Here is a 25,448-nt window from a genome sequence, read left to right as displayed (position 1 = left end):
TGTCCGACCCATAGAAAAAGTGTGTGTGTTAGAGAACTATTCCTTTCGAAGCTTCTGAGATCAGATTCAAATTGTGTCCACTAGGAGAAGATCAGGTTATAATAGAAGTAGTGTACTGGAGATCGGAGTGGGAGAGGGGAGAATGGCCTTGAACAAGATAAACGTCGGGAGAATTCGGGGCACGGTTCCTGGACATCGTTTTAGGTTGTTTGGGATTTTGAGCTTAGTTGCGTTCTTGATGTTCGTCGTGAGCGGCTGCACGAAGTCGCAGCAGGCGGACGGCGATGGCGGCACTGAGCTGGACGAGTTGATCTGGTATTATCCGCAGAACAAGGCGAATGCCGACTTGCAGCTGGTGAATGGCGAGGTCAACAGGCTGATTGCGGATAAAATTCATGCGAACGTCAAGCTGCTGCCCGTCGATTTCGCGAGCTACGAGCAGAAGTTGAATACGCTCGTGGCGGCAAGTGATCCGATGGATATTGTCTGGACCTCAAGCTGGCTGTTCTCGTGGGAGGCCAATGCCAGGAAAGGTGTGTTCTTGCCGCTGGACGAGCTGCTCGAGAGGAACGGGCAGAAGCTGCGGGCGTCGATGCCTCAGCGATTCTGGAACGACGGCAAGCTGGATGGCAAGCAGTTTGCCGTGCCGAACTACCAAATTGCCGCTATGCGCCCGAGCTTGGTCATTCAGAAGCGGTTCGTGGATAAATACAAGCTCGATCTAAGTGCGATCCGCAAGATCGACGATATCGAACCCTTCTTGAAGCAACTGAAGGAAGGGGAACCGGGCATCGTTCCATTCGGCACGACGAGAGGCTTCTTTACGAACCACATCTATGGCATTGACTGGCGTGTGTCGGTTTATCACAACGATGCTAACCACCGAGTTCTTCCTGATGTCACGCCGGAAATGAGGCAGAACTTTGCTTTGGTTCACGCCTGGTACGACAAGGGATATATCAATCAGGATGCGGCTACCCTGAAGAACGTTGCGGACGTCTACAAGAAGGGCAACACGGCCGTTTGGTTTGATTTTACGGGAAAACCGGGCTCCGAGGCGGAATTTAAGGCTGGCGACGGTGGTTTCGACGTCGTACTCCTTCCGCTCGCAAAGCCGTCGTTCACCGGTGCAGTCAGCTCGATGAACGCGATCAGCCGAACGTCGAAGCATCCGGATAAAGCGATGAAGCTGCTCGAGCTGGTGAACACCGATAAGCAGCTGTACAATACGCTCGTCTATGGGATTGAAGGAAAGCATTATACGCGAGCGGATGGCAACTACGTCAAGTTGAATCCGGATTCCGGGTATTTCACGAATACGGATTGGGTATTCGGCAACATCCGCAACGAATATTTACCGGAGGGCGCACCAGCGGATAAGATCGAACAGACGGTTCGCATCAACGAAGAGGCGACGGTATCCCCTTACTATGATTTTGTGTTCCAAACGGAAGATTTGAAGGCGGAACTAGCCAATGTGAAAGCAGTGAACGACGAGTATTATCCTGCACTCGCCACCGGAACGGTCGACCCGGCGAAGTTTTTACCGATCTACGAGGATAAGCTGAACAGGGCAGGCAGTGAAGTAATTAGGGCCGAGAGACAAAGGCAGTTGGACGACTGGCTGAAGTCGAAAAGAAAGAAGTAATCGCAAGTGTATCTAGGTAAGGCTGAGAACGACAGTGTAAATCACACTGTACTGTTCTCGGCCTTTTTGCATTTCTGCGGCACGCTTGGACTTCAGTGAGTAAAATCCAGATCGTTTACTCGAAGTGGCGACAAAAGTACAGTTTTTACACTGTTTTATAGATGATATTTCAGCTAAATTGATCTCAGGCAGCAAGCCAAGCAAATCGTAACAGGCAAGGAGGAAGGCATCCCATGAGGCGCAAGAAGGCATTCCGGTTTTTCGGCAGGAACATCGAACTGTTTACGCTCTCGCTTCCCGCAGTCATCTATATTTTTATCATGGCGTACATTCCGATGTTTGGCGTCGTCATTGCATTTAAAAATTATAAGTATGACAAGGGGATTCTGGGAAGTGAATGGATCGGTTTCAAAAACTTTGAGTTTCTGTTTAAAAGCGAAACCGCATTTCGAATCACCCGCAACACGGTCGTGTATAACCTGGGTTATATGGTGCTAACGACGATCGCAGCACTCACCGTAGCCATTCTTCTCAATGAAATTGCAAAAAAGTGGCTTAAAATTTATCAGACATCGTTGATATTGCCCTTTTTTCTCTCATGGGTCGTCATGAGCTACATTACTCAGGCGTTTCTCGATCACGATAATGGATTTATTAACAGCTGGCTGGCATCGGCTGGCATGGAAAAAATTTCGTGGTACTTCGAAGCCCAATATTGGCCCTACATTCTAAACATTGTGCATTTGTGGAAAGCGATCGGCTTCTCGGCGATGGTGTACTACGCCGGCATTCTCGGAATTGATGGAGAACTGTATGAAGCCGCCCGGATTGACGGTGCGAAGCGGATACAGATGGTGACGAATATCACGATCCCGCAGTTGACGCCGCTCATTATTATTCTGCTTATCCTCAGTATCGGGAATATGTTCCGAGGCGACTTCGGCTTACATTTCTTCATCCCGAACAACAACGGAATGACGTATTCGACAACGGATATTATCGATACGTACATCTATCGGGCGCTCAGTGAAATTGCGGACGTTAGTATGGCATCGGCCGTAGGTTTGTACCAGTCGTTCGTCGGTTTTGTTCTCGTAGTCAGCGCCAATTTAATCGTTAGACGAATTAATGAGGACAATTCTCTGTTCTAAGGAGGGAACATTTCGTGGTAGTCCAACAGTCCAAAGCGGTATGGAGCCAACTCATCATACATACCATATTCATTTTGCTCACGATCGTAATGCTGGTTCCATTTGCCCTCGTTATCGTTATCTCGTTTTCTGATGAACAGTCGATTCTGCATAATGGCTTCCGCCTTATTCCGGATCAGTTCAGTGCTGCGGCGTACCATTACTTTCTGAAAACACCGGAAACGATCCTACGGGCCTACAGTATAACGATTCTCGTCGCTGTTATTGGCACATGCATCAGTCTAGTTCTAACCTCTACGATGGGTTACGTGCTGTCGAGGAGGGATTATGGTCTGCAGCGTGTGACGTCATTCTATGTGTTCTTCACAATGCTGTTCAACGGTGGTCTTGTGCCGTTCTACATTATGATTACCCAGATGCTGCATTTAAAAAATTCAATATGGGCACTCATTGTGCCTGGATTACTTAGTCCATTTTACGTGCTAATTATGAAGGGCTTCATGGCAAAAATCCCGACCGAGATTATTGAGTCGGCGAAAGTAGAAGGAGCGCGGGAGTGGCGGATTTACACGGAGTTGATTCTTCCGCTCTCGAAGCCAGCACTAGCTACACTAGGATTGTTTATTCTCTTCAACTATTGGAACGAATGGTTCAACGCACTTCTGTTTATCAACAACGAGAAACTGGTTCCGCTTCAGCTGCTGCTCGTGAGAACCATGAATACACTTGACTTCATCACATCGCGTCCCGAGTTCGCCACAGCCATGGTTACGCTCAATGTCGATATGGGTGATTTTCCGAAGACTTCTGCTAAATTTGCTGTTGCTGTTCTATCAGCTGGTCCGATGCTGCTGGTATTCCCGTTCTTTCAACGGTTTTTCGTAAAGGGACTGACGATCGGCGCTATTAAAGGTTAAGTTGCAAGCCTCGGATGGGGAAAGCCTGAAAGGAGGGACAAAGAGGATGTAGGAATCGGCTTTTCACAACCGCTTTCATAAATAAGCTTGATAATCATATTAAGGGAGGTTTCTTCATTGAAAAAGATCATAAAATCACGGTTTCAGTGGATGTCCACACTAGCAGTTAGCTCCGCACTCGCCATTGCCGTAACCGGCTGTGGCAGTAGTTCAGACAATACTAGCACTCCTTCTCCGTCAAGCAGTACAGCACCAGCTCCATCTGCATCGGCGGCCCCTAAAAAGCTTGACCCTGTCGAGCTAACTTGGTACTACCCGCAGAACAAGGCTAATCCAGACCTGCAACTGGTAAATGATGCAGTTAATAAGATTACACAAGAGAAAATCAACGCAACGATCAAGTTAATGCCCATCGACTTCGGTACTTACGAGCAGAAGATGAACACGATTGTGGCCGCCAACGAAGTGACGGATATTATCTGGACGTCGAACTGGCTGTTTAAGTTCGATCAGAATCAGAAGAAAGGCGTGTTCCAGCCGCTCGACGATTTGTTGAAGAACCAAGGACAGAAGCTATACAAAACAATGGAAGAGAAATTCTGGAACGATGCGAAGTTGGACGGCAAAATCTACGCGGTACCAAACTACCAAATCTCGGCTACCCGGGTGGGGCTAGTCGTTCAGAAGCGTTTTGCAGATAAGTATAAACTGGACCCAACCAGCATCAAGAAGATGGAAGACATCGAGCCGTTCCTGAAGCAAATTAAAGATAACGAGCCAGGGATCGTCCCGTTCGGTACCACACGTGGCTTCTATACAGGCTTCCTTTATAACATCGATCCGAAAGGGCCGGTTTACAAGAATGACACGACTTTCAAAGTCCTTCCAGATGTGACGAATGAAATGAGAACCAACTTCAAGCTTGCGAACTCCTGGTACACCAAGGGCTACATTAATAAAGATGCTGCTACGTTGAAAAATGCGGCAGACGCATATAACAAGGGTACCACAGCAGTTTGGTTCGACTTTACTGGCAAACCGGGTTCCGAGGTTGAGTTCAAGGCAGCGAACGGCGGCAACGATGTTGTGCTTGTTCCGCTGGCTAAGGCAGTCTTTAGCGGTGCGGCGAGCACCCTGAATGCGATCAGCCGGACTTCCAAAAATCCAGAGAGAGCGACGATGTTCCTTGAACTGGTGAATACAGATAAGCAGCTGTATAACACACTTGTTTACGGTATCGAAGGCAAGCATTATACGAAGACAACAGGCAATTTTATCAAAATTAATCAGGATGCTGGATACTTCACGAACACGGACTGGATCTTCGGCAGCATCATCAACGAGTATTTGCCGGAAGGCTCACCTGCTGACAAGTTGGAGCAGACATCAAAAGTTAACGCTGAAGGCGAAGTTTCCCCACTCACTGGATTTGTCTTCAATACGGATCCTGTTAAAACGGAAACTGCGAACGTCAAAGCGGTCAACGACGAGTACTATGCCGCTCTTGCAACGGGTACGCTCGAAACGGATAAATACTTGCCTATCTATGAAGAGAAACTGAAGAAAGCCGGCGCTGATGTGATCGTAGCTGAGCGTCAGAAGCAGCTCGACGCGTGGCTGAAGGCGAACGGCAAGAAGTAAGCTTCGCGAACGAACCAGTGGATAACCTGGGCTATCTCCCTAAAACAGCAATGTTTTCCGGAATAGTCCAGGTTTCATGGGTTTTGCTCCAGCATCTGGAACAAGAGAATAAGGGAGGACTTCAAGTGAAGATTGCCTTACTGCAAGGAAAAGACATGCGGGAGCGTGTATTCGGGCCCGAACATCTGTCTCAGCTCCGCGAAATAGGTGAAGTTACACTAAATGAACAAAACGGAAACCCGACCGAGGAGCAAGTACGTGCACTAATTGCTGGTGCGGATGTGGCCATCACTTCATGGGGCTGCTGTGCATTGACGGAGCGGGTGCTGGAGAGCGCGCCGAATTTGAAGCTCGTCCTGCATGCGGCTGGAACTGTTAAGCCGATCGTGACGGAGGCGCTGTGGCAGCGCGGGGTTCGCGTATCCAACGCGACCGAAGCACTTGGCCAAGGGGTGGCGGAGACGGCACTCGGCTTTACCATTGTGTCGCTTAAAGACATGTGGCGGCTCAGCCGGGAGTCAGCTGCGGGCGGCTGGGGCGATGGCTCGCGTGTGCGCGAAGTATACGGTCTCACGATCGGGGTCGTCGGAGCAGGGCGTGCCGGCTCCCACTACATTAAGCTGCTTCGGCAGTTCGATGTCAGGATCGCACTCTACGATCCGTTCGTCAGTGAAGAGCGAGCGAGGGAGATGGGCGCGCAGAAGCTGGAGCTGGAGGACCTGCTGCGAGTGAGCGATGTCGTATCCATTCACTTGCCGTCACTGCCGGAAACGTATCACATGTTTAACGCCGAACGGCTGGCGATGATGAAAGACGACTGTGTGCTGATTAATACGGCTCGCGGTTCGGTCATCGACGAGGAGGCGCTCGCAGCTGAATTGAGCAAGGGAAGATTATTCGCATGTCTCGATGTTACGGATCCGGAGCCGCCGCAAGTGGAACATCCATTTCGTAAGCTGCCGAACGTGATTTTGACCCCGCATATCGCAGGCGCCGTCAATAATGGCATGGGCCGCATCGCGAAATCGGTAGTGAACGACCTGCAGGCGTATCTCGACGGTCGCCCCCTGTGTGGAGAAGTTCGAGAAGAGCAGATGCATTTGCTGGCTTGAAGTCGAACGTCTGAGTTGCATCTGCGGCGCTAGCTCCCCAACTACCAAAATAGATGGTAAATGTACAGGTAATCATGGTGATTTATGCGAAATGGAATAAGTAACTGGATTTTATGTAGCTAATTTCAAGGGTAGTCGCCATTCTCGTAAAAAGGGTAGAAATTAACTGGATATTTTCCAATTATCGGTCCCATTCTCGCGATTTGAACGAAAGTAGCTGTATTATTTCCAGTTAATCTACGTACAACCGTCGAATCAGGATACTGAGCCGGTCTCACCCCTCACGCGGGGATTGCGCTGTACTCCGGCGCCGGGCGGCGCGATCATAACGGATCTACAGCTCACACGTAATTACTAAGTGTAGATCCCGCCTAACCAAAGTACACCCTTCGGTCATCCGAAGGGTGTATATCTATGAAAAGGAAATTCGCATTAGATGTTGAAATATGTAAAGGTCAACTAAGCGTGGACTAGACGTTGAGACGATTGGAACCTGGAAAGGAAGTTGGAGATGGGGGGATGCACCGATGAACAACTACTTGCGTAAGTACCGGGAACGGAAATATTTCATGCGTATCATTCTGTCAATCAATCTGCTTATTATATCCGTTATGCTGGCCTCCTTGCTGTCCGCTTACTTGTATTCTAAAAAAATTAGTTTAGATTCGCAGCAAGAAGCCAACGAGAAGGTGCTTTCACAGATTAACTACAATATCACTTACATGAATGACACAGTGAAAAATTTCGCCATCTCCATGTTCTACGATACAGATATGGCCCATTTGTTATTCAGCGGCGAACAGGAAACCTTTGAAGACACCAACCGTGTAAACAAGTTGAACAAGACCATCGCATATAACTCCTTTATTCACTCCATTGTCATCTACAATAGCAAGCGAAACATGTTCTTCATGAGCGGTGACGACGCGATCACGAGCTCAACCAGCAATCTAATGAATCGACTCGGTGAATTTCTAAGTGGTGGTAAGCCAATTTTCAAAATGCAAATGATGCCGCTCCGCTACGTCCCAGACCTCAAGCATCCGGAGCGCTCGCAGCAAGTATTCTCCCTGTTTATGTATGACTCGCTAGACGCATATACGAAGAAAGAGAGCTCTCTGATCATCAATGTTAAACCAGAATGGCTGTTTGAGAAACTGGAGCTGATGAACCGCCAATCCTCAAACCGGGCCAACCGGATATTCGTCCTGGACCAGAATAAAGAAATGTACAGTCCGGACATTAAAGACAACCAAGATCTGGGGAACCTAAAGGACGAGGTGTATCGGCAAATCGCTTCCTCGGGCCGCCAGGTGTCCCAGTTTACGTATATGGTTAACGGCGAGAAGCAGATCGTCAACTACATCGTGAACCGTTCCGTCAACTGGGTGATCGTCGATGTCGAACCTTATATCGGCGTGATCGCTGCGGTCGATAAGCTGAAGATCGTCTTCATCACGGTCGCTGCAATCTGTCTCGTTATCGCCGTCTTTGCTTCTTTGGTCATCTCGAACCGTCTATACTCGCCGATTAATGGGCTGCTCAAACAGACGAAGCGGCTGTCAGGCGGCGAGCCGGACCGCACGAACGAGCAGGACGAGATCAGCTACATCTCGCATATTTACAATCATTTGATCGAGAAGCTCATGAACGAACAGACGAAGCACGACAGCAACGAAGCGATCGTGCGCTCTTACTATCTGCGCAAGCTCGTGACCGACAGCCGAGCCTTCACGTCTGAGGAATTGGCCGAGTGTGTGCGAGGCGGATATGTGAACGTCGATTTGGAAAAGGAGAGCATCGTAGGGGTCCTTAAATTTGATCGTTACGAAGATCTGAAGGAAAAAATGCTCGGTGTGGACATGAATCTGCTGAATTTTGCCGTGTCCAATATCATTCGGGAATTTGTTTCAGAGGAGCTGCGAGGGGACGTCGTCGACATTCGCGGCGAGCATCTGGTGCTGGTCTTCGAAGCCGGCGCGAGCCCCAAGGAAAGCTACACGGCAATCACGAAGTTGCTGCAGCAGGCGCAGCGAGTCATCGGCGATTACTACCACGTCACTTTCACGGTAGCGCTGGGTGATGTCGCGTCCCACTATCACGAGCTGACGGCCCGCTACGAGAAAGCATTGGATTACCATCTATACAAAATGAATTTTGGCCACGGCTCCGTGATCACGCCGGAGATGGTACAGAGCAACCTCGCTAATCTTGAGGCGCAGATCCCGATTGAGCTCGAACGGAAATTCGCAGAGGCGATTAAGGCGAGCCATCCGGATAGCGTCTTCCATGAGCTGGAGCACCTGCGTCGACTAATTGCCGGGATGAGCTCCGACGCCGTCGTACAATCCGTGATTCAACTCGGCATCCTGATTAAACAGACGGTCCGCGAAATCAACCAGAACAAGCTGTCGCCGGTGCTCATCGACCTTCGCTCCATCGATCGCCTTGTATTCGAGAAGGAGACGCTAGACGAAATCTTTGCGGAGTTCGGCGCCATCCTCAGCGCGATCTTCGAGGATCAGAAACGCGGGACAGAGACGAAGGATCATTTTATCATCGATACGATCAAAGATGTGATTCAGGCGAATTACTCCAATCCGAATCTAAGCCTGCAGGAGATTGCCGATATGCTCCGGATGTCCTCTGCGTATGTCGGCCGCATCTTCAAGAAGCAGGAGACGATCTCAGTTGCGGATTACATCAATGAAATTCGGCTGCTGAAATCGATCATGCTGCTCGAGAACAATAACCTGCCGGTGAACGAAATCTCCGAGAAAGTTGGTTTCAGCTCGCCGAGCTACTTCTTCAAGCTGTTCAAGAAGCGCTTCGGCACGACGCCGAAGGATTACCGCATCAAGAAATCGCTGTCGTTGTAGGTAGACCGTTTCGAGTCTTCATCGTGCATAAAAGTTCAAATTGTTCATTGATTTGGTGAAAGAAAGTGCGAATCTTGCACTTTCTTTTGCTTTTTCTGGGGGTTACGCTGTTCCTAAGTCGAGAGAACAAAGGGGAATTCACATGCAGGATGAATTTGAATTTGAGACACGCTGTCTCCATTCCTTAGTAAAAGTATTTCCGGACGAGGAGCTTCAGGCTGAGTCTTATACACGGGGCTCCGCCTTACGCGGAGAGACTTTCGATTTTCAGGTCGCCTATCGGGCGCCTGCATTGACCAAGCCGATCCGGGTGAGCGTCACTTCGACCTTGCAGGCGGTCATTACCTTGCGGGAGGTCGGCTTGGCTCCGTCGGAACTCCCCTGCCAGCGTCGCCATGACGACAATGTGCTGAGGGTCACTCCGGGCCTTTACCCCGATCCGTTGTACCCTATCGATGGAGAACGAGGTGTTGTGGGGATCCATTATCAGTGGAGATGCGTATGGGTCACTGTAGAGCTGAATGAGGAGACGCCAGCGGGAGAGTATTCCGTGACTGTGCAATTTGCTGCGATAACGGGGGAGAGCATTGGCGAGGAGAGCTTTCACTTAGAGGTCATTCCAGCGGTGCTGCCGCCACAGACATTGATTCACACGGAGTGGTTTCATGTCGATTGCTTGGCGAATTACTACAAGGTTGATGTTTTTAGCGATGCGCATTGGCTGCTCATCGAGCAATACATGCAAACCGCCGTGCGGCACGGCATGAACATGGTGCTCACACCGCACTTCACGCCACCACTGGATACTCAGGTGGGCGGTGAGCGCCTGACAGTTCAGCTGGTGGATGTGCGGAAGGAGGCGGACGGCACGTACCAATTTGGCTTCGGCCGGCTGGTTCGTTGGATCGAGCTGTGCAATCGGGTGGGTATCCTTTATTTTGAATTCTCGCACCTGTTCACCCAATGGGGCGCGAAGCACGCTCCGAAGGTGATCGCAAAGGAGCAGGGAGAGATGCGTCGCATTTTCGGCTGGGAAACAGATGCGACTGGGGAGGAATATAAGTCATTCCTGTCTCAATACTTGCCCGCATTGACGGCGTTACTTCGAGAGCGAGGACTTGAGAATCGGTGCTATTTCCATATTTCGGATGAGCCGCTGCTTGAGCATATGCCCTGGTATCGCAGCGCAAGCGAGCTGATGCAGGCGCACTTAGGTAACTTTCCGATTATCGATGCGCTGACCAATTATGGGTACTATGAACAGGGGCTGGTGAAGGGTCCGATTCCGGCGAACGACCACATCGAAACGTTCTTAGAGCGACAAGTGCCGGAGTTGTGGACTTATTACTGCTGCGTGCAGTACCGGCAAGTATCCAACCGTTTCTTCAACATGCCGTCCGCCCGCAATCGAGTGATCGGCGTTCAGCTATATAAGTTCCAGATTGCCGGCTTCTTGCATTGGGGCTACAACTTCTGGAATACGCAGTATTCCCTGCAAGCGATCGATCCTTATCGCGTGACAGACGCTGGCCGCAGCTTCCCATCTGGAGATGCCTTTCTGGTCTATCCAGGAGAGGAAGGGCCGGTAGAGTCGATCCGCATGGAAGTATTCTATGAGGGCTTGCAGGACCTTAGGGCGCTGCAGCTACTAGAAAACTTGGTCGGGCGCGAGCGGGTGCTGACGTTGATTGAAGAGGGACTTACAGTGCCATTGAGCTTTAGCCGGTATCCGTCAGATGCGGAATGGCTGCTTGGGCTTCGGGAACGGGTCAATCGGGCGATAAACGATGCATCGGAGTTAATTAAAAGGGGAGAGAACAATGAACGCTGAGAATAAACCGATAGAGGTCATTATTGTTGGAGCAGGCAGCCGCAGTATGAATTACGCGAGCTACGCGCTGAAGCATCCGGAGCAGATGCGGGTGGTTGGGGTGGTAGATCCGAATCCGCTTCGGCGCGCGCATACGGCTGAACGCTATGGATTGGCGGAGGATATGGTGTTCGCGGATGTGGAAGCACTTGTAGCACGGCCAAAGCTGGCGGACGCAGCGATTAACGGGACCTTGGACGCGCAGCACGTATCGACGAGTTTGCCGCTGCTGCAGAAAGGCTACGACCTGCTGCTGGAGAAGCCGATCGGGATTGCGGAGGATGAGGTGTTGGAGCTGCATCGCATGGCGCAAGCGTACGGCCGCAAGGTCATGATCTGCCATGTGCTTCGATATGCCCCGTTCTACGTGGAGCTGAAGAGGGAGCTGGAGGCCGGGACAATTGGGGACATCCTCCACATTCAGACCGAAGAAAATGTGGACTATCACCACATGGCTACAGCGTTCGTTCGCGGCAAATTCGCGAATAAGGAACGAGGAGGCTCGTCCTTCCTCATGCAAAAATGCTGCCACGACCTCGACCTCATCACCTGGTTTCAATCAAAGGTGCGGCCGGTCAAGGTGAGCAGCTATGGCGGCCGCTCCTATTTTCGTGAGTCACGGGCCCCTCAAGGATCGGGCTCCCGCTGCCTGGCGGACTGCGCAATCGAAGAGAACTGTGTGTATTCGGCGAAGAAGCTCTACGTTGACCAGCCGCTGTGGCCGGTTTATGTGTGGCCACGTTACTTGGACGGCGTGCGGCTCAGCGACGAGGAGAAGCTAGAGAGCCTGCGCACGGACAACCCATTCGGCCGCTGCGTCTGGAGGTGCGATAACGACATCGTCGATCACCAGGCGGTGATGATGGAATTTGAGAACGGAAGCACTGCCGTTCACAATCTGGTTGGCGGAGCGGCGAAAGCCTGTCGTACCGTGCATATTACGGGAACGAAGGGCGAGATCTATGGGGAGCTCGAAGAAGGTTTCTTCGTGGTACGACACCCGCATCTGCGAGATGGCCGCGTTTATAGTGAGCACCGCGTCGATATTCCGGTTAGCCGGGATATGCACGGCGGCGGCGATCACCGCCTCGTCGAAGATTTTGTGCGGGTTGTGCGAGGAGACACTTCCGCCCAATTTTCCACGTCTTTGGAGCACAGTATCGTCGGTCACCTTGTCGGGTTTCGGGCCGATACTTCCATGGACTCGGGGCATTCTTTGGAGATTGATTGGAACAGCTTGATGTCAAAGTGAGAGTGGAAGAAAGAAGTATAACTATCTACAAAGTAAACACCCTCGTTTCGAATCCGATACGAGGGTGTTTCTTTTCAATTTTTGCTATTTCCCGACCGTAACAACGCTTGAAACAACGGTTTTATTGCCTGCGTAATCGTTAGCCGTATAAGTTATGGTATAGGTGCGATCCTTCTCGGCTCGCAGGCTGAATGATGTAGCGGGAGTACCGATTTCTGCTTGGATGTCGCTTACACTGCTGTTTGGATCGCTGCTTGTAATGGAGCTCAAGATGACCGACGCTACGCCCGAATCCGCATCGCTTGCGTTCAAGGTGGCATTAATAGCGACCATCTTATGGTTCGCCGGCCAAATCGAAGTTTTGCTTAGCGCCACAGTCAGAACCGGAGCTGTCCGATCCATTAAGCCTACGACAATGGTTTTGACTGCTTCTGTATTGCCCGCTTTATCGACAGAACGATACTGAACCGTGTGTGTGCCGATTTGGTCGAATAAAATAAGTCCCGTATACGTGCTCCAAGTCCCACTGTTATCAATCTGATATTCGGTTCTCGCGACACCTGACAAATTGTCGGTTGATGAGAGGGCTACCACCATCGTCTGTGTCCCATAGACAGCCTCAGCTACTGTGATTGGAGCTCTTAGATCAGCTAGGAAGCCTACGCTCGCTTCCTTCGTTACAGCGCCAAGGGTAACCGAAGCATGAACGGAAGTAATGCCTTCCCCAGTTGCGGATACGATTCCATTGCTATCGACAGTTGCCACTGCGCTATTGTCGCTTCTGTACGAGAATGTTGCCTGGCTTAGATCTGCAAGAGACCCATCAGAAACATAGCCGGTCACTGACAATTGGGCCGGGCTTCCAGCTCCTACAAACATTTTATCCGCTGTCATCGAAACGGAAGAAAGCACATCTTCAACTTGTATGTCCAACTGCGAGATGACGGCCTTCACCGGCGGTTTTCCGCTTCCCGAGAACATCCCGATCCCGGCAAGGAAGTCGTTTCCTTCGAACTCCACCGTCGTGGAACCGATGGATAACCATTGCGAATCTTTATAGTAATATCCAGTAACTTTATTGCCTTCCTTAACCAACTTCATTTGGAATGGGGCGTTAATGCTTTTGCCCGCATAGTCCAGCAGCAGGCCTGTCGACGAGCCCCAGTATTTTTGCTGAGCAGGCGGATTCTGTGCATCCAGCAAGCTCTCGTTGTTGCGGAATACATACCTTAGTACCTTGCCGGTTCCGTCCGTGCGGAATTGAACATGCTTCGAATCCGCCGTTTCTTTAGCACGGAACATCAAGCCGATCGTTGCAGGATCCGGGAAATCGAAGGAGTCTATTGTTGCTGTAAACGTGACTTTAGCGCTAGGATCGGCGGTATGAACGTTTTTGCTAAGGTAGACAAAATCATCCGTTTTGTCCCATACATTGTCCCCTACGCCTACGAGCGAATAGGTGCCCTCGGGATTCGTCGTGACGAAGCCCTTGCTATGAGAACCGTACGTTTTCAGAGCCCAGCCTTCCGGCCCAGTATCCGTTCCGCCGGTAGGGAAGACCGTCGAGATTTGTGTTGCCGCTTTCGTAATGCCGTCCTTGGAGACGGTTGCCGATACGGTGACTTGACCTGCTGCAAGGGCTGTCACGGAAGCGGAGCCATTGCTTACGCTATTAATACGCAGCACTTGAGGGTCGCTGGAGACCAACTGGATATCGGCAGTAGACAGATCCGCCGGCGAGCCATTTTGCTGTGTTCCGGTCAAATTCAAGATCCCTTGCTCTCCAACAGTAAAGAGATTTACCGGTGTCGTGAACTGGACTTCTTTCAAGAAGGTTTGGCTTACGCCAGCATCGAACGGCGTGTTTTCAATCAAACCAGTATCGTCCGCGTATGAAAGGCCTACGGCTGATCCAGGCTTATAAATGCGCACTCGTGCATCCGTATTTGTAGCGCCTGTTCGGAAAGTAATCTCTTTGCGAACAAATTGGGTATCTTTCGAGGTCACATCGATTGCATTTCCGCCATAATTAAATACGCCGAGAACGATGGATTCCCCAGGCTCATTGTACACCCAAGCCACAAATTTATATTCGGTGTCTGGTTTAAGACCCGTAATTTTTTGTTCCACACCGGCTCCGCCAGGTCCCAATTTCAAGCGGTATTGCCTACCTCGTACTTGCCAGTCTGGAGATGCGGGTACTGATTGGACATCAGTGGTGCCGTTCGTCGTCCATTTCAGCCAGTTATCAGTCGTCCCGTTGAAGCCGCTATTCTTAATTAGGTTCATATAAGGCGTGTCGATCTGCGTGTAGGCCACGCTTGGAGGATTGACAAAATCCGGCCCTGCCTTCCAATTAATACCGCCAAACTCAAAGGCACCTGCATCCGGGGCAATACCTACGAAATCGTCCGTTACTCCCTTAATGACCGCGCCTGTGTTAATAGCCGTTGAACCAGCATTTAGTCGGAAGTCATTGGCAGCTGGATTTACAAAATTCACGCCAGCGTTCGAAGTAGTGTTGTACCCGTTTGCCGTATCTGCCGTTAAGGCGACACTGTTCGTAAAAATGTTGTTATACACCCTAGATCCAAACAACTCTTGGTTATACGGTGGAGATCCCCAGAAGCCTATGCTGCTGGTTCTATGATTCACAACCGTGTTGTTATAGATGAGTCGGTAATTCCCCGGCGTATTCATCTGAATCCCCACGTCGTTGTTGTAGATGACGTTATGATGCGCCACCACATTGTTCGCATAGTTGTCGAAATAGAGGCCGACGCTCATATCAGAGCCTTTGCTGTCGTGAATCAGATTGTGGTGAATGTTGCTGTTACCCATATCGAGGCCCCAACTATATAGAAGTGCACCGTCTCGGGAAAGCCACATCCCATTCGAGATGTCGTTATAGGAGATTTCTCCACTGCCCGATCTCCAATAAATATTGAATCTTCCGGAATTCCGAATATCGTTGTAACTGATTAGGTTGCTAGTTCCGCTTGAAAGCTTGATCAGGGGATCGTAGGAGGCCATATAACTGCCATCATGAATGTAATTGTTCACAATGCGGTTGCTGTTGCCCTCAATATTGATCAATGTTCCTGAGGAGTAGGCGATCTTGCTATTTTTGATTTCGTTATTATCCCCGACGATGCTAATTCCGCCATTAAGCTGATCGGCATTCGTCGTATTCTGGGAATAATTCGAGAAATACAAATAATCAGCCTGTATGCCATCTAAAACGTTATTGCTTGAACCATTCATCGTGATGTTAGCAGCAAAGGTGCGAATCCCCTTCATTTGGATGTAGGATTTTCCGTTCAAATTGAATGCGGTCTTGCGTTTTTTAACCTCAACGTTGGAGGGAACCCCGCCATCTGGTGCCCACAAATAAACCTTTTGGGCCGTTTCATCCACATACCACTCGTTAGGAGCATCCAATGCGCCCAAAACTCCGCTAAGGAAGTACGTGCTGCCCAATCGGGGATACAGTTCCTGATAGTCACCAGTAATCGGTTCATACGTAAGGGTGTGAGTCGCGCTATTATAGCCTGTTACCTTGCTGGTCATGCCTTGATAGGCATTCCCGCCTCTTTCCCAGACCAAAGCGTTCTTCCAGAAGTCGTTAGGCTGCGTCAGATCCGAATCAACAATCGACGTGGCTGATCCGGAGTCAGCGGTGGCAACACCTGCTTTTAAGCCAGGCAGTGTGTATTCGCTGATATTTGGCCAACGCGCTTCCCAAAGAGGAGCAACAGCCGAGCCATTATTGACGAAAAGCTGGTTTTCTTTCCCGAGGCTCCAAGATAAATCTGCTTTATAAATCTGTCCTGCGTGTTGCGTCCAGCCGCTGATCGGCTCGGTACCGCTTACAATTACGGTTGCGCCCGTGGCTGGCTTAAAGGTAATGGGCTGGCCGCTAGTTCCAGACGCAGCTGGAGTAACCATCTCGCGATACGTACCTGATGCGATGATGCAGGTGTCCCCGGCCAGCATAACTTGGGCGCATTTATTGATCGTTTTGAATGGGGTCGCCTCTGAGTTCACTGCTACAGCGTCATTTCCGTTCGGAGCTACGTAGTAGGTCGTTGCAGCAGCAAATGCGCTTGGTGCGGGCAGCAACCCGCCGATAAAGCCTAGCGTCAACGTTAACGCCAAGCCATACCCAAGCTTCGTTTTTTTTCGCATTACACAGTCCTCCTTGATAAATTGTTATGGATAATATCCATACTTCTAACTTACCAATAGGCCAAATAATAAAAAGTCAAATATCCGTACTTTACTCCTGAATTAAGCTGCATAATTTATATTTTAGTGAACCGCCGTTATTCAACAGTCAGATTTTTTAACATTCAGTTCCATAAGAGAGTAAAGTGCAGATCTTGCACTTTTCTTTTGTTAGTATTCCAGTTTATGTTGGATGTGTGTATGAATGGGGGGCATGGTATTGCAACTACTAAATAAGTTTCAATTCAATCGGGCTTCTTTGCGGATCGAATGCTCCGGTCGAACGTTTACATGTGGCGACGCTCTTATTGAGGAAGATGAAGACAGTGGCCAACAGACATGGCGATGGGATGTTTTGGTTGTCTCTATGACTTGTAGTCAAGATCAGGTCGTCAGAAGTATTACGGTTCAAAATATTGGCGTTCATGACATTCACTTGCGTTATATCAGTTTGGAGTGGAAACCCATGGATGTCTCTCCATACTTGGATGCCAGAAGCTATGTTCAACTCCATCATTCCCAATGTTTCGAAAAGATAGCGGGTGTACGTCCGGTGCATCGTCCCAACGATTGGTCGGATCCTGCCGAAGCCTCATCCATGGTAACCGTGTTATCTCGCAGATTGCCTGGCGAAGCGTTGCTACTTGGGGCTTTGCCACCATTTGAAGATTGCTTCGTTAGCCTCCCGATTCTGCACGAAAGCGTGCATCGAGACGGTGCTTTCGGCTTAAGCGTTCAATTAGACGCGCCTCGCCGAATTATTTCGAACGATGAGGTGGCGTTGGCTCACTTGATCATGCTTTACGGCAAGGACGGGAATAACTTGTTGGAACAGTATTCGGAGCTCATGCGAAATCGACTTCCTCAATCCTTGTTGAGTAAACAGCGGGTAACCGGCTGGAATTCATGGGATTATTACGCTGGCGCTATTTCACAGCGCGATATCATTGAGAATACTTGTGCGGCACAAGAACAATTTGCAGACACCATTCGCTATATCGTCATCGACGAAGGATATCAATGCCAGTGGGGGATTTGGGACGCGGGATGGAAATTCCCCGATGGGCTGAAGTCGCTTTGTGAAACGATTCGTGCGGCAGGATTCGAACCGGGGATTTGGACGGCTCCGCTCATGGTAAATGTTTATACCTCCTTATATAGGGAGCATCCGAATTGGTTTGTCGAAGATGAAGCCGGTAACCCTTATCTGGTAAGCATTGGGTACGGCTCCATGGCTCAACTCGACATCACCCTACCTGAAGTGCAGGAGCATATATGTACGATATACACCCAATTGCGGCAAGCAGGCTTTACTTACTTCAAATGCGACTTTACACAGTTGCTGCTAGGCGCTTCCCGCTTCTCGCGTGACGACATTACGCCGGCCGGCATGCTTCGCGAACTATTCCGTCTTATTCGCGGATCGATTGGGGAAGATGCATACCTTCTTACTTGCGGCGCTCCTTACGAGGCGGTCATCGGCATTGCCGATTCCCACAGAACGACGGGAGACATTCACCATTACTGGAGCCACATCCGGCAAAATATAAGGTCGATGCTAGCGCGTTGGTGGATGCAGGGAACGGTAGGGAACTCCGATCCTGATTTCGCTATTGTCAGGTGCGATCGCACCACGGACGATGTCCTTCTAAGTCGGCGCGTGCCCAAAAAGCCTTGGCAATCAGGTGCCAATTGGTATGCCGGACGAGAGATGAATTTGGCAGAAGCGCAGACACTGTTGCTTGCTTGCTATTTGACCGGTGGGGATATGGTTCTCGGAGACGCGCTGAACCATTTAAATGAAACGGGTTTGGCTCATCTTTCCACTGTTCTTCAGGAACCGGTCAAACGCGGAGTGCCAATCAATCTTTTCGATTACGATGGAGATGATTTGCCGATTGTGGTTGCACAGGGGGATGGCCGCAAACTTTTGGCCATATTCAATCTTAGCGATGATTATATACCAAGGAAGCTGCCTCAGCCGTTTCCCGGCATGAAAGGATCGCATGAAGAATTTTGGAGCAGGCAACCTATACCTGTGTTAGAAGAAGAAATAATTATGGAACCTCATACAGCGAAGGCTTGGTGGGTCTCCGAGGCATAAAACGGACACATGATTTCAGATTGTTCAATTTTTCATTTAAGGTGGAGAGTAACTATGGCAAATTATGTAACGATAAGTTGTTTAGGTCCTAGACCTTTGGTTACTGAGGCAGATACTCCTGCCCAAGAGGTGGTGGAACGGATGATCCAACATTGGCAGAGTCAGCTGGACCAGGTGCTCCCGGATCGTCCAGATTTGATTATTCTGCATGAAGCTTGTGACAGGCCGGATCAAAGGAAATTCCCGCAAGATCAAAAATTAGCTTATTATCGGGTTCGAAAAAATCAAATCCGCGATTTTCTGGCGGGCGTTGCCAAGCAGCACCGTTGTTATATTACGTATCCAGCACATATAGAAGCTGAGGACGGCAGCTGGCGCAATGCGATGCAGTTGATTGATCGCGAGGGTCAAGTGATGGGGGCCTACCATAAAAACTATCTGGTTCCTGATGAATATAACAAGCATCATATTCTGTATGGGAAGGAAGCCCCCATCTTTGAATGTGATTTTGGGAGAGTTGCATCAGCGATATGCTTTGATTTGAACTTTGACGAGCTTCGGCAGCAGTATGCGAAAGCTAAGCCGGATTTGATCGTATTTCCTTCCATGTATCATGGTGGGATTATGCAAAACTATTGGGCTTATTCCTGCAGATCTTATTTTGCCGGCGCGATATCGGGATTGCCTTGCACAGTTATAACGCCATTGGGAGAGGTGGCGGCACAGAGCACGAATTACTACTCATTTATTACAACCAAGGTCAATTTGGATTACGCTGTCATTCATATTGATGAGAATAGTGAACATTTTCTTAAGATCAAACAGAAATATGGGACGAAAGTCAAGATTCATGACCCTGGTTTTCTGGGTTGTGTACTGTTAACTAGCGAATCTGAGGACTTGAATGTGAAAGATATCATTGCAGAGTTTGGGCTGGAGCTGATGGATGATTATTTCCGTCGATCAGAAGAGTCTCGGTGCATGCCTGGACGAATAGAGCTTTGAATTGGAGGCATAAGAATGCAATCTACGAAAAATAGTTGGGAAGGAGTGGGGCAAATGGTCGACTATCGTAGAGCAATTCTGGATGGCGCTCATCAAGCGATAGGAAACACACCAATGGTTAGATTGAGCCGGTTAACCAAGGAATTAGACGGAGAAATTTATGCCAAGCTCGAATACCTCAATCCTGGTTTTAGCAAGAAAGACCGTATTGCGCTTCAAATCATAGAAGAAGCTGAGCTAGATGGCACACTTACGCCAGGTCAGACCGTCGTGGAGCTGACTAGCGGCAATACCGGAACTGGGCTTGCGATCGTCTGCGCGGTGAAAGGGTACCCGTTTGTTGCTGTTATGTCGAAAGGGAATTCGATGGAGAGAGCGCGGATGATGCGTGCGCTAGGAGCTGAGGTCGTACTGGTCGAACAAGCAACTGAATCAATACCCGGACAAGTGTCTGGCGATGATCTTGCGCTTGTAGATGAAGAAACCCTTCATATCGTTCAAGAACGAGGCGCATTCCGTGCGGATCAATTCCATCATCGCGGGAGTTTGCTCGCTCATGAGTTACATACAGCAGAAGAGATATGGGAGCAAACGAGTGGCGAATTCGATGTGTTTCTTGACTTTGCAGGAAGCGGTGGAACGTTTGCTGGCTGTGCCAAAAGGTTGAATGCCTATAATCCTGTCATTCGCAGTTATTTGGTAGAACCAGAAGGGTCACCCTATCTGGCGGGTGGAACGCAGAACAATCCGAACCACAGGCTGCAAGGCGGCGGTTATAGTATGGAGTTGCCATTGGTTGATCGAAACTTGATTTCTGATTTCTTGACGGTTACCGATGAAGAGGCGATTGAAGCTTGTAGGAGATTAGCGCGCGAAGAGGGAATTTTTGCGGGTTTTTCTTCCGGGGCCAACGTTGCTGCAGCCTTGCAACTGCTGAAGTCGCGAGAGAAGGGCGCACGGATTGTATTGACCATTAACGATTCAGGATTGAAATATTTAAGCACCGATCTGTACCCATAAACGAATAACGACGACGGAGGAACAATGAAAAAAATAACGGCAGCACTTATTGGGGCAGGGGGAAGAGGGCAATATGCTTATGCGCCATACGCTCTTCAAAACCCTACTGAATTGGCGTTTGTTGCAGTTGCAGAGACCCGAGGTTTTTTAAGAGATGAATTTGAAAAAACGTATCAAATTAAACCAGAATATTCGTTTCACTCATGGGAGGATCTGTTACAACTTGACCCGATTGCAGATTGCATAATCATCTGTACGCAGGACACCCAGCATGTTGAACCGGCTATTTTGGCCATAAAGAAAGGTTACAAACATATTTTGCTCGAAAAGCCAATTGATCCGAATATCGAAAATAGCTATAAACTTTTAAAAGCAGCCAAAGAAAATAATGTAAACATTCAAGTGTGCCATAGTTTAAGATATACACCTTATTTCAGAAAGATGAAAGAGCTCTTAGATAACAAAATGATTGGGGATATTATCAATATTATACATGTTGAGGGTGTGGGTTTTTATCATCATGCACACAGCTTTGTAAGAGGCGACTGGAGTGATACATCCGTTTCGAGTCCAATGATATTGGCTAAATGCTGTCATGATATGGACTTGATGGCCTATTTAACGGGCAAGACATGTAAAAGTATATCCTCTTATGGGGCGTTGACACATTTTAGGCCTGAAAATGCTCCGGAAGGCAGTACGGAAAGATGTACCGATGGTTGCAAGGTGAAGGATTCCTGTCCTTATAATGCAATAAAAATTTACAGTGAAATGGAAGATTTTCGAAAATTGGCTTGTGAAAAAGAAGGTTTCACTGATTTAACCGAAGCTTTGCAAAAAGGGCGTTATGGGAGATGTGTCTATCGTTGCGGTAATGACGCAGTTGACCATCAATCCGTAAATATATTGTTGGAAGACAATATCACCGTTATGTTAACCATGTCTGCCTTTTCACATAGAACCGGAAGAGATATTCGCATCATGGGAACCATGGGTGAGATCATTGGAAGTATGGAAGATAATACGATTAAAGTTCATCATTTTGCAAGCGGCGCTATAGACTTGTATGAGGTGAGTCATCCGGAATCCGGGCATAGCGGAGCCGATGAGATTCTAATGAGGGATTTTGTAGGGATGGTTGCAAGTGGTAAACAAGGAAGTAGTGATATCGACCTCTCTATTCAAAGCCATTTGATGTGCCATCTCGCTGAAAAGTCAAGATTAGAGAATAAAAACTTCGAAGTGACGGCGAATTGAGACTTGAATAGGAGGCATAAGAATGCAAACTCTACGAATTGGCATTGTAGATCTGGACACATCGCATCCGGACAATTGGGTACCTATCATCAAGGAATTAGGCCATCAGGTGGTTGCCGTATTTGATGGGGGAACTGTTCATGAGGAACGGTATGCCTCACAATTTGCCAAGAGGCACGAAATCAAGGTTGTTTGTGAATCGCTGGAAGAAATGGTGCAACATGTAGATGCGGTAATTATCCATAGCGTCAATTGGGACTTGCATGTTGAACGTGCACGTCCTTTTGTCGAAGCGGGAAAAGCTATATTGATTGATAAGCCTATGGCAGGTAACATACGTGATATTCGGCAACTCCTGGAGTGGGAACGCAGGGGTGTTCGTATTACAGGCGGTTCTTCATTAAGCGTATGCGAAGAGGCCAAAGAATGGCATCAGCAGCATGATCCGAACGACCAGATCGTGACTGTGCTGGCGGGCTGTTCCGTAGATGAATTTAATTACGGCATACATGCTTTTTACTTACTGCAAGCGATCATGGGACCGGGAATCGAAAGCGTACGATCCACGGGAATACATCTACAGCATCAAATTGAACTTATATGGCAGGATGGGCGCAAGGGATTCCTAAGCGTCGGAACTACACAGGGATATTTGCCCTTCTATGCGACGATTGTGACCGAGCATACTGTTAAGCATCTGCAAGTGGATAGCAGCCGATTATATCGTTCTTTTTTGGAAGCAAGCTTGCCTTACTTGACTGGGGATGCGGAACCTTTCGTTTCAATTAGTCAACTGCTAGAGGTGGAACTTGCTGCGATGGCAGTGAGAAAATCTTTCTTGTCGGGAGGGCAGCAAGTAGCCTTAAAGCAATTATCTGAAGAAGATCAAGGTTACGAAGGGGCCGCTTTCGCTGCACAGTATCGGATGAAAGTGAAAGGACATTAGGATGATAACGATTAAGAAAACGAATCTTATGGTTGAACGTGAACCTTTACTTGCACCATTCGGCTTCAAAGGCGGCTATGTGAATGAGCTCTGGCAATCCTTCGTTTCATTGGAGGATCTGGAGGGAGATATTGGTGTGGGGCTAGGTGTCCAGAGCATACTTTGGTCTGATCCACAGGTCTATACACGATGGGGCAATGAACGAGGCAATTTATTCATGAATGAGATTACCAGATATGCGTTGTTAGCAGCTCAGAATATCCCATTCGATACACCTATGGACATTCTGGATCTGCTGGTGGAGCAGGCCTATGAATATGCTTCCCGAGTCTGGGGCGGGGACCCGCTCAGGGCTACCTTTGCGCTAAACGCACTAGTTCCTGTTGATTTTGCAGCTTGGATGCTGCTAAGCAATAAATCACCCGGCGCCCTCTTTACAGAACTAATCCCTGAGGAGTACAGGTCCATGCTGACGTCTCGGCATGAACGGCTTGCATGTACGCCAGTCGTTTCTTATGGGATGACGGAGGCGGATGTCGTGGCGTTGCTTGACGAGGGTTATTTTGTGCTGAAAATTAAATTGGGCTCAGATCCGAATCAGGATGGAGATCCCGAGAAAATGATGGAATGGGATATTCAACGGTTGAAAGAGATTCACCGTATAGCAGGAAACCGTGCCTGCCTTCATACTGCAAACGGAAAAATTGCCTATTACCTAGACATCAACGGACGGTATGGGAGTAAGGAGCTTCTGTGGAGGTTGGTTGACGCTGCAGAACGAATAGGGGCTATTGAGCACATTTTATTGGTGGAAGAGCCGTTTCCAGAGCATGTCCACTTGGATGTATTAGATATTCCGGTAAGGGTGGCAGGCGATGAAAGTGTGCATAATGAAAATGATGCTTTGGAGCGAATCCAAATGGGGTACGGGGCCTTTGCCTTAAAGCCGGTGGCTAAGACGATGAGCATGAGTTTGCGAATTGCGAAGTTAGCAAGTGAACATGGTATTCCTTGCTTCTGCGCTGACTTGACCGCGAATCCGATTATGCTTGATTGGAATAAGAATCTTGCAGCGCATCTACTACCTGTGCCCGGACTCTCCATGGGCTTGATCGAATCCAACGGAAGACAAAACTATACCAATTGGGAAGTTATGAAGGGAAAGCATCCAATGCCCAATGGCAGCTGGATCCAGACAATTCACGGGCAATTCCAGCTGCTTCCTGAATTTTATGAGCATAATGGAGGCGTATTCGGTCGTAGTGGTTACTATGATTCGTTATTGATGATGTAGACCAAATCAATTCTGGTCACTATCAAAAGTTATTTTTCAATACAAATGAAGTCCAGAAGCAATTTGATAAAATTGGTAAAATTGTCTCGTTTGCAAATCGATTATCTCAAGGCTCATTTTATTTGTTTCATTGTGGGATCTAGATCTACCCGTGTTAGTTCAACTCATGTGTTGAGCTATAGCAGAACGATAGTTAAACCTCTGAAGGGCTGCCGCGTGGCAGCCCTTCACTCCGCTAACGGGCAGTTTAGTGATATTGCTTAGTGTAAGAAAGTTAGAAAGTTAATAATGGAACATTTTAACTTATTCGCTTCGTCTAATTCAATAGAAATTAATATTGGGAGTGATGAATTTGAAAAAGTTTGTTATAGGTCTAATTTGCGGAATTGGTTTAACAGCGACAACTGCCGTGTATGCCTCTGACTCAATTCAAGCGTACTTGTTTCCAGTAAAATTCGTGCTTAATGGCGAAAACAAAGAAGTCGATAGTAATGAGTATGTTGTTATGAACCATAATGGTCACACGTATGTACCTATTCGTTGGGTTGCTGAAAATATGGGGGCGACTGTAAGTTACCAAGAATCGGAGGGGAGCTCGCCACCATGGATTCATATCATGTATTATCCAACCGATAGCGGATTATTAATTAAAGACCCAAAGGAAAATCGAGTTAGTATCGGAAATTTGCAATTGAAAAAAATCGTGCATGGTTATCCAAATTATGTAACCGCACAACTTAAACTTCAGGATTCTCCATTTCCTTTGTCTTCTGTACATTACACGTTGTATTTTTATGATGAAAATGGAAAATTAATTGAAAAAGGAGCTGGTACTGGTCAGTTGATGAAATCGGGTGATATCCAAACCGTCAGTGTTGATGTAGGTTCACTGAAAAACTATTCTTCCGTTACTCTTACAGTCACTGAAATAATAGATATAAGTAATGCCGGACACGACCAGACACACTCCTGATCCTATTTCGACGACGCCACTAATGTTGTGTCCGATCCCGATTGGGCAGTTTGCGAAATGGGTATGATTTATCATACTATTATCGAACAAGTATAAGTGGATAGGTTCATGACCAAGTGGAGGTGTTAATTATCAGAAAGGCTATTAGGGTC

The 25,448-nt window shown here is 48.5% G+C and carries 16 protein-coding genes; 15 read left to right on the top strand and 1 reads right to left on the bottom strand.

Going from position 1 to position 25,448, the window contains the following annotated elements; translation table 11 throughout:
- Nucleotides 1-73 precede the first annotated feature (73 nt).
- The 8 genes from AC58QG_RS03305 to AC58QG_RS03270 all read left to right on the top strand — a co-directional run bounded on the left by AC58QG_RS03305 (nucleotide 74) and on the right by AC58QG_RS03270 (nucleotide 12,470).
- On the top strand, nucleotides 74-1,648 hold the full coding sequence (locus AC58QG_RS03305) for an ABC transporter substrate-binding protein (protein WP_497360678.1): 1,575 nt from the start codon (nucleotides 74-76) through the stop codon (nucleotides 1,646-1,648).
- A gap of 233 nt (nucleotides 1,649-1,881) precedes the next feature.
- Nucleotides 1,882-2,799: an ABC transporter permease gene (locus tag AC58QG_RS03300; protein WP_497360677.1), complete on the top strand. Its 918-nt coding sequence runs from the start codon at nucleotides 1,882-1,884 to the stop codon at nucleotides 2,797-2,799.
- 14 nt (nucleotides 2,800-2,813) lie between these two features.
- Complete coding sequence (locus AC58QG_RS03295; RefSeq protein ID WP_497360676.1) at nucleotides 2,814-3,716, top strand: carbohydrate ABC transporter permease; 903 nt, start codon at nucleotides 2,814-2,816, stop codon at nucleotides 3,714-3,716.
- 117 nt (nucleotides 3,717-3,833) lie between these two features.
- Nucleotides 3,834-5,357, top strand: coding sequence for an ABC transporter substrate-binding protein (locus AC58QG_RS03290; protein ID WP_497360675.1), 1,524 nt, complete (start codon nucleotides 3,834-3,836; stop codon nucleotides 5,355-5,357).
- 50 nt (nucleotides 5,358-5,407) lie between these two features.
- Complete coding sequence (locus AC58QG_RS03285) at nucleotides 5,408-6,469, top strand: hydroxyacid dehydrogenase (RefSeq protein ID WP_497360674.1); 1,062 nt, start codon at nucleotides 5,408-5,410, stop codon at nucleotides 6,467-6,469.
- Between the two features lie 527 nt (nucleotides 6,470-6,996).
- Nucleotides 6,997-9,348 (top strand): helix-turn-helix domain-containing protein, encoded by a 2,352-nt coding sequence (locus tag AC58QG_RS03280; RefSeq protein WP_497360673.1) that lies wholly within the window; start codon nucleotides 6,997-6,999, stop codon nucleotides 9,346-9,348.
- 142 nt (nucleotides 9,349-9,490) lie between these two features.
- Nucleotides 9,491-11,179, top strand: a complete 1,689-nt coding sequence (locus tag AC58QG_RS03275; protein ID WP_497360672.1) for a DUF4091 domain-containing protein — start codon at nucleotides 9,491-9,493, stop codon at nucleotides 11,177-11,179.
- Complete coding sequence (locus AC58QG_RS03270; protein ID WP_497360671.1) at nucleotides 11,169-12,470, top strand: Gfo/Idh/MocA family protein; 1,302 nt, start codon at nucleotides 11,169-11,171, stop codon at nucleotides 12,468-12,470. The genes AC58QG_RS03275 and AC58QG_RS03270 overlap by 11 nt, the downstream gene beginning before the upstream one ends.
- Before the next feature lie 84 nt (nucleotides 12,471-12,554).
- Here the strand turns inward: AC58QG_RS03270 and AC58QG_RS03265 are convergent, their stop codons facing one another.
- Complete coding sequence (locus AC58QG_RS03265; protein ID WP_497360670.1) at nucleotides 12,555-16,658, bottom strand: OmpL47-type beta-barrel domain-containing protein; 4,104 nt, start codon at nucleotides 16,656-16,658, stop codon at nucleotides 12,555-12,557.
- A 259-nt stretch (nucleotides 16,659-16,917) separates the two neighbouring features.
- On the opposite strand from AC58QG_RS03265, the gene AC58QG_RS03260 reads away from it, so the two are divergent.
- The 7 genes from AC58QG_RS03260 (at nucleotide 16,918) to AC58QG_RS03230 (ending at nucleotide 25,296) form a co-directional block, all read left to right on the top strand.
- Nucleotides 16,918-18,801 carry an alpha-galactosidase gene (locus AC58QG_RS03260; RefSeq protein ID WP_497360669.1) on the top strand — a complete coding sequence of 628 codons (1,884 nt, stop codon included), beginning with the start codon at nucleotides 16,918-16,920 and terminating at the stop codon, nucleotides 18,799-18,801.
- Between the two features lie 54 nt (nucleotides 18,802-18,855).
- Entirely contained in the window at nucleotides 18,856-19,806 is a 951-nt protein-coding gene (locus AC58QG_RS03255) for a carbon-nitrogen hydrolase family protein (RefSeq protein WP_497360668.1), read from the top strand.
- Nucleotides 19,807-19,821: 15 nt separating this feature from the next.
- Nucleotides 19,822-20,826 carry a PLP-dependent cysteine synthase family protein gene (locus AC58QG_RS03250; RefSeq protein ID WP_497360667.1) on the top strand — a complete coding sequence of 335 codons (1,005 nt, stop codon included), beginning with the start codon at nucleotides 19,822-19,824 and terminating at the stop codon, nucleotides 20,824-20,826.
- Between the two features lie 24 nt (nucleotides 20,827-20,850).
- Entirely contained in the window at nucleotides 20,851-22,083 is a 1,233-nt protein-coding gene (locus tag AC58QG_RS03245) for a Gfo/Idh/MocA family protein (RefSeq protein ID WP_497360666.1), read from the top strand.
- Between the two features lie 22 nt (nucleotides 22,084-22,105).
- A complete protein-coding gene (locus AC58QG_RS03240) occupies nucleotides 22,106-23,029 on the top strand; it encodes a Gfo/Idh/MocA family protein (RefSeq protein WP_497360665.1) in 924 nt (307 codons plus the stop codon).
- Between the two features lies 1 nt (nucleotide 23,030).
- Nucleotides 23,031-24,323 carry an enolase C-terminal domain-like protein gene (locus tag AC58QG_RS03235; RefSeq protein ID WP_497360664.1) on the top strand — a complete coding sequence of 431 codons (1,293 nt, stop codon included), beginning with the start codon at nucleotides 23,031-23,033 and terminating at the stop codon, nucleotides 24,321-24,323.
- Between the two features lie 352 nt (nucleotides 24,324-24,675).
- The gene (locus AC58QG_RS03230) at nucleotides 24,676-25,296 is read left to right on the top strand and encodes a stalk domain-containing protein (RefSeq protein WP_497360663.1); all 621 of its coding nucleotides are present in this window, start codon (nucleotides 24,676-24,678) and stop codon (nucleotides 25,294-25,296) included.
- Nucleotides 25,297-25,448 lie beyond the last annotated feature (152 nt).

This window comes from Paenibacillus sp. J22P169, assembly GCF_059691995.1.
This window is presented reverse-complemented; position numbering and strand designations above follow the sequence as displayed.

Excerpts from the sequence above, each read along its gene's own strand:
- AC58QG_RS03285 (WP_497360674.1), top strand. The coding sequence starts at position 5,408 with ATGTTTTCCGGAATAGTCCAGGTTTCATGGGTTTTGCTCCAGCATCTG.
- AC58QG_RS03270 (WP_497360671.1), top strand. The coding sequence starts at position 11,169 with ATGAACGCTGAGAATAAACCGATAGAGGTCATTATTGTTGGAGCAGGC.
- AC58QG_RS03235 (WP_497360664.1), top strand. The coding sequence starts at position 23,031 with ATGATAACGATTAAGAAAACGAATCTTATGGTTGAACGTGAACCTTTA.
- AC58QG_RS03240 (WP_497360665.1), top strand. The coding sequence starts at position 22,106 with ATGCAAACTCTACGAATTGGCATTGTAGATCTGGACACATCGCATCCG.
- AC58QG_RS03245 (WP_497360666.1), top strand. The coding sequence starts at position 20,851 with ATGAAAAAAATAACGGCAGCACTTATTGGGGCAGGGGGAAGAGGGCAA.
- AC58QG_RS03275 (WP_497360672.1), top strand. The coding sequence starts at position 9,491 with ATGCAGGATGAATTTGAATTTGAGACACGCTGTCTCCATTCCTTAGTA.
- AC58QG_RS03280 (WP_497360673.1), top strand. The coding sequence starts at position 6,997 with ATGAACAACTACTTGCGTAAGTACCGGGAACGGAAATATTTCATGCGT.
- AC58QG_RS03265 (WP_497360670.1), bottom strand. The coding sequence starts at position 16,658 with ATGCGAAAAAAAACGAAGCTTGGGTATGGCTTGGCGTTAACGTTGACG.
- AC58QG_RS03250 (WP_497360667.1), top strand. The coding sequence starts at position 19,822 with ATGCAATCTACGAAAAATAGTTGGGAAGGAGTGGGGCAAATGGTCGAC.
- AC58QG_RS03255 (WP_497360668.1), top strand. The coding sequence starts at position 18,856 with ATGGCAAATTATGTAACGATAAGTTGTTTAGGTCCTAGACCTTTGGTT.
- AC58QG_RS03300 (WP_497360677.1), top strand. The coding sequence starts at position 1,882 with ATGAGGCGCAAGAAGGCATTCCGGTTTTTCGGCAGGAACATCGAACTG.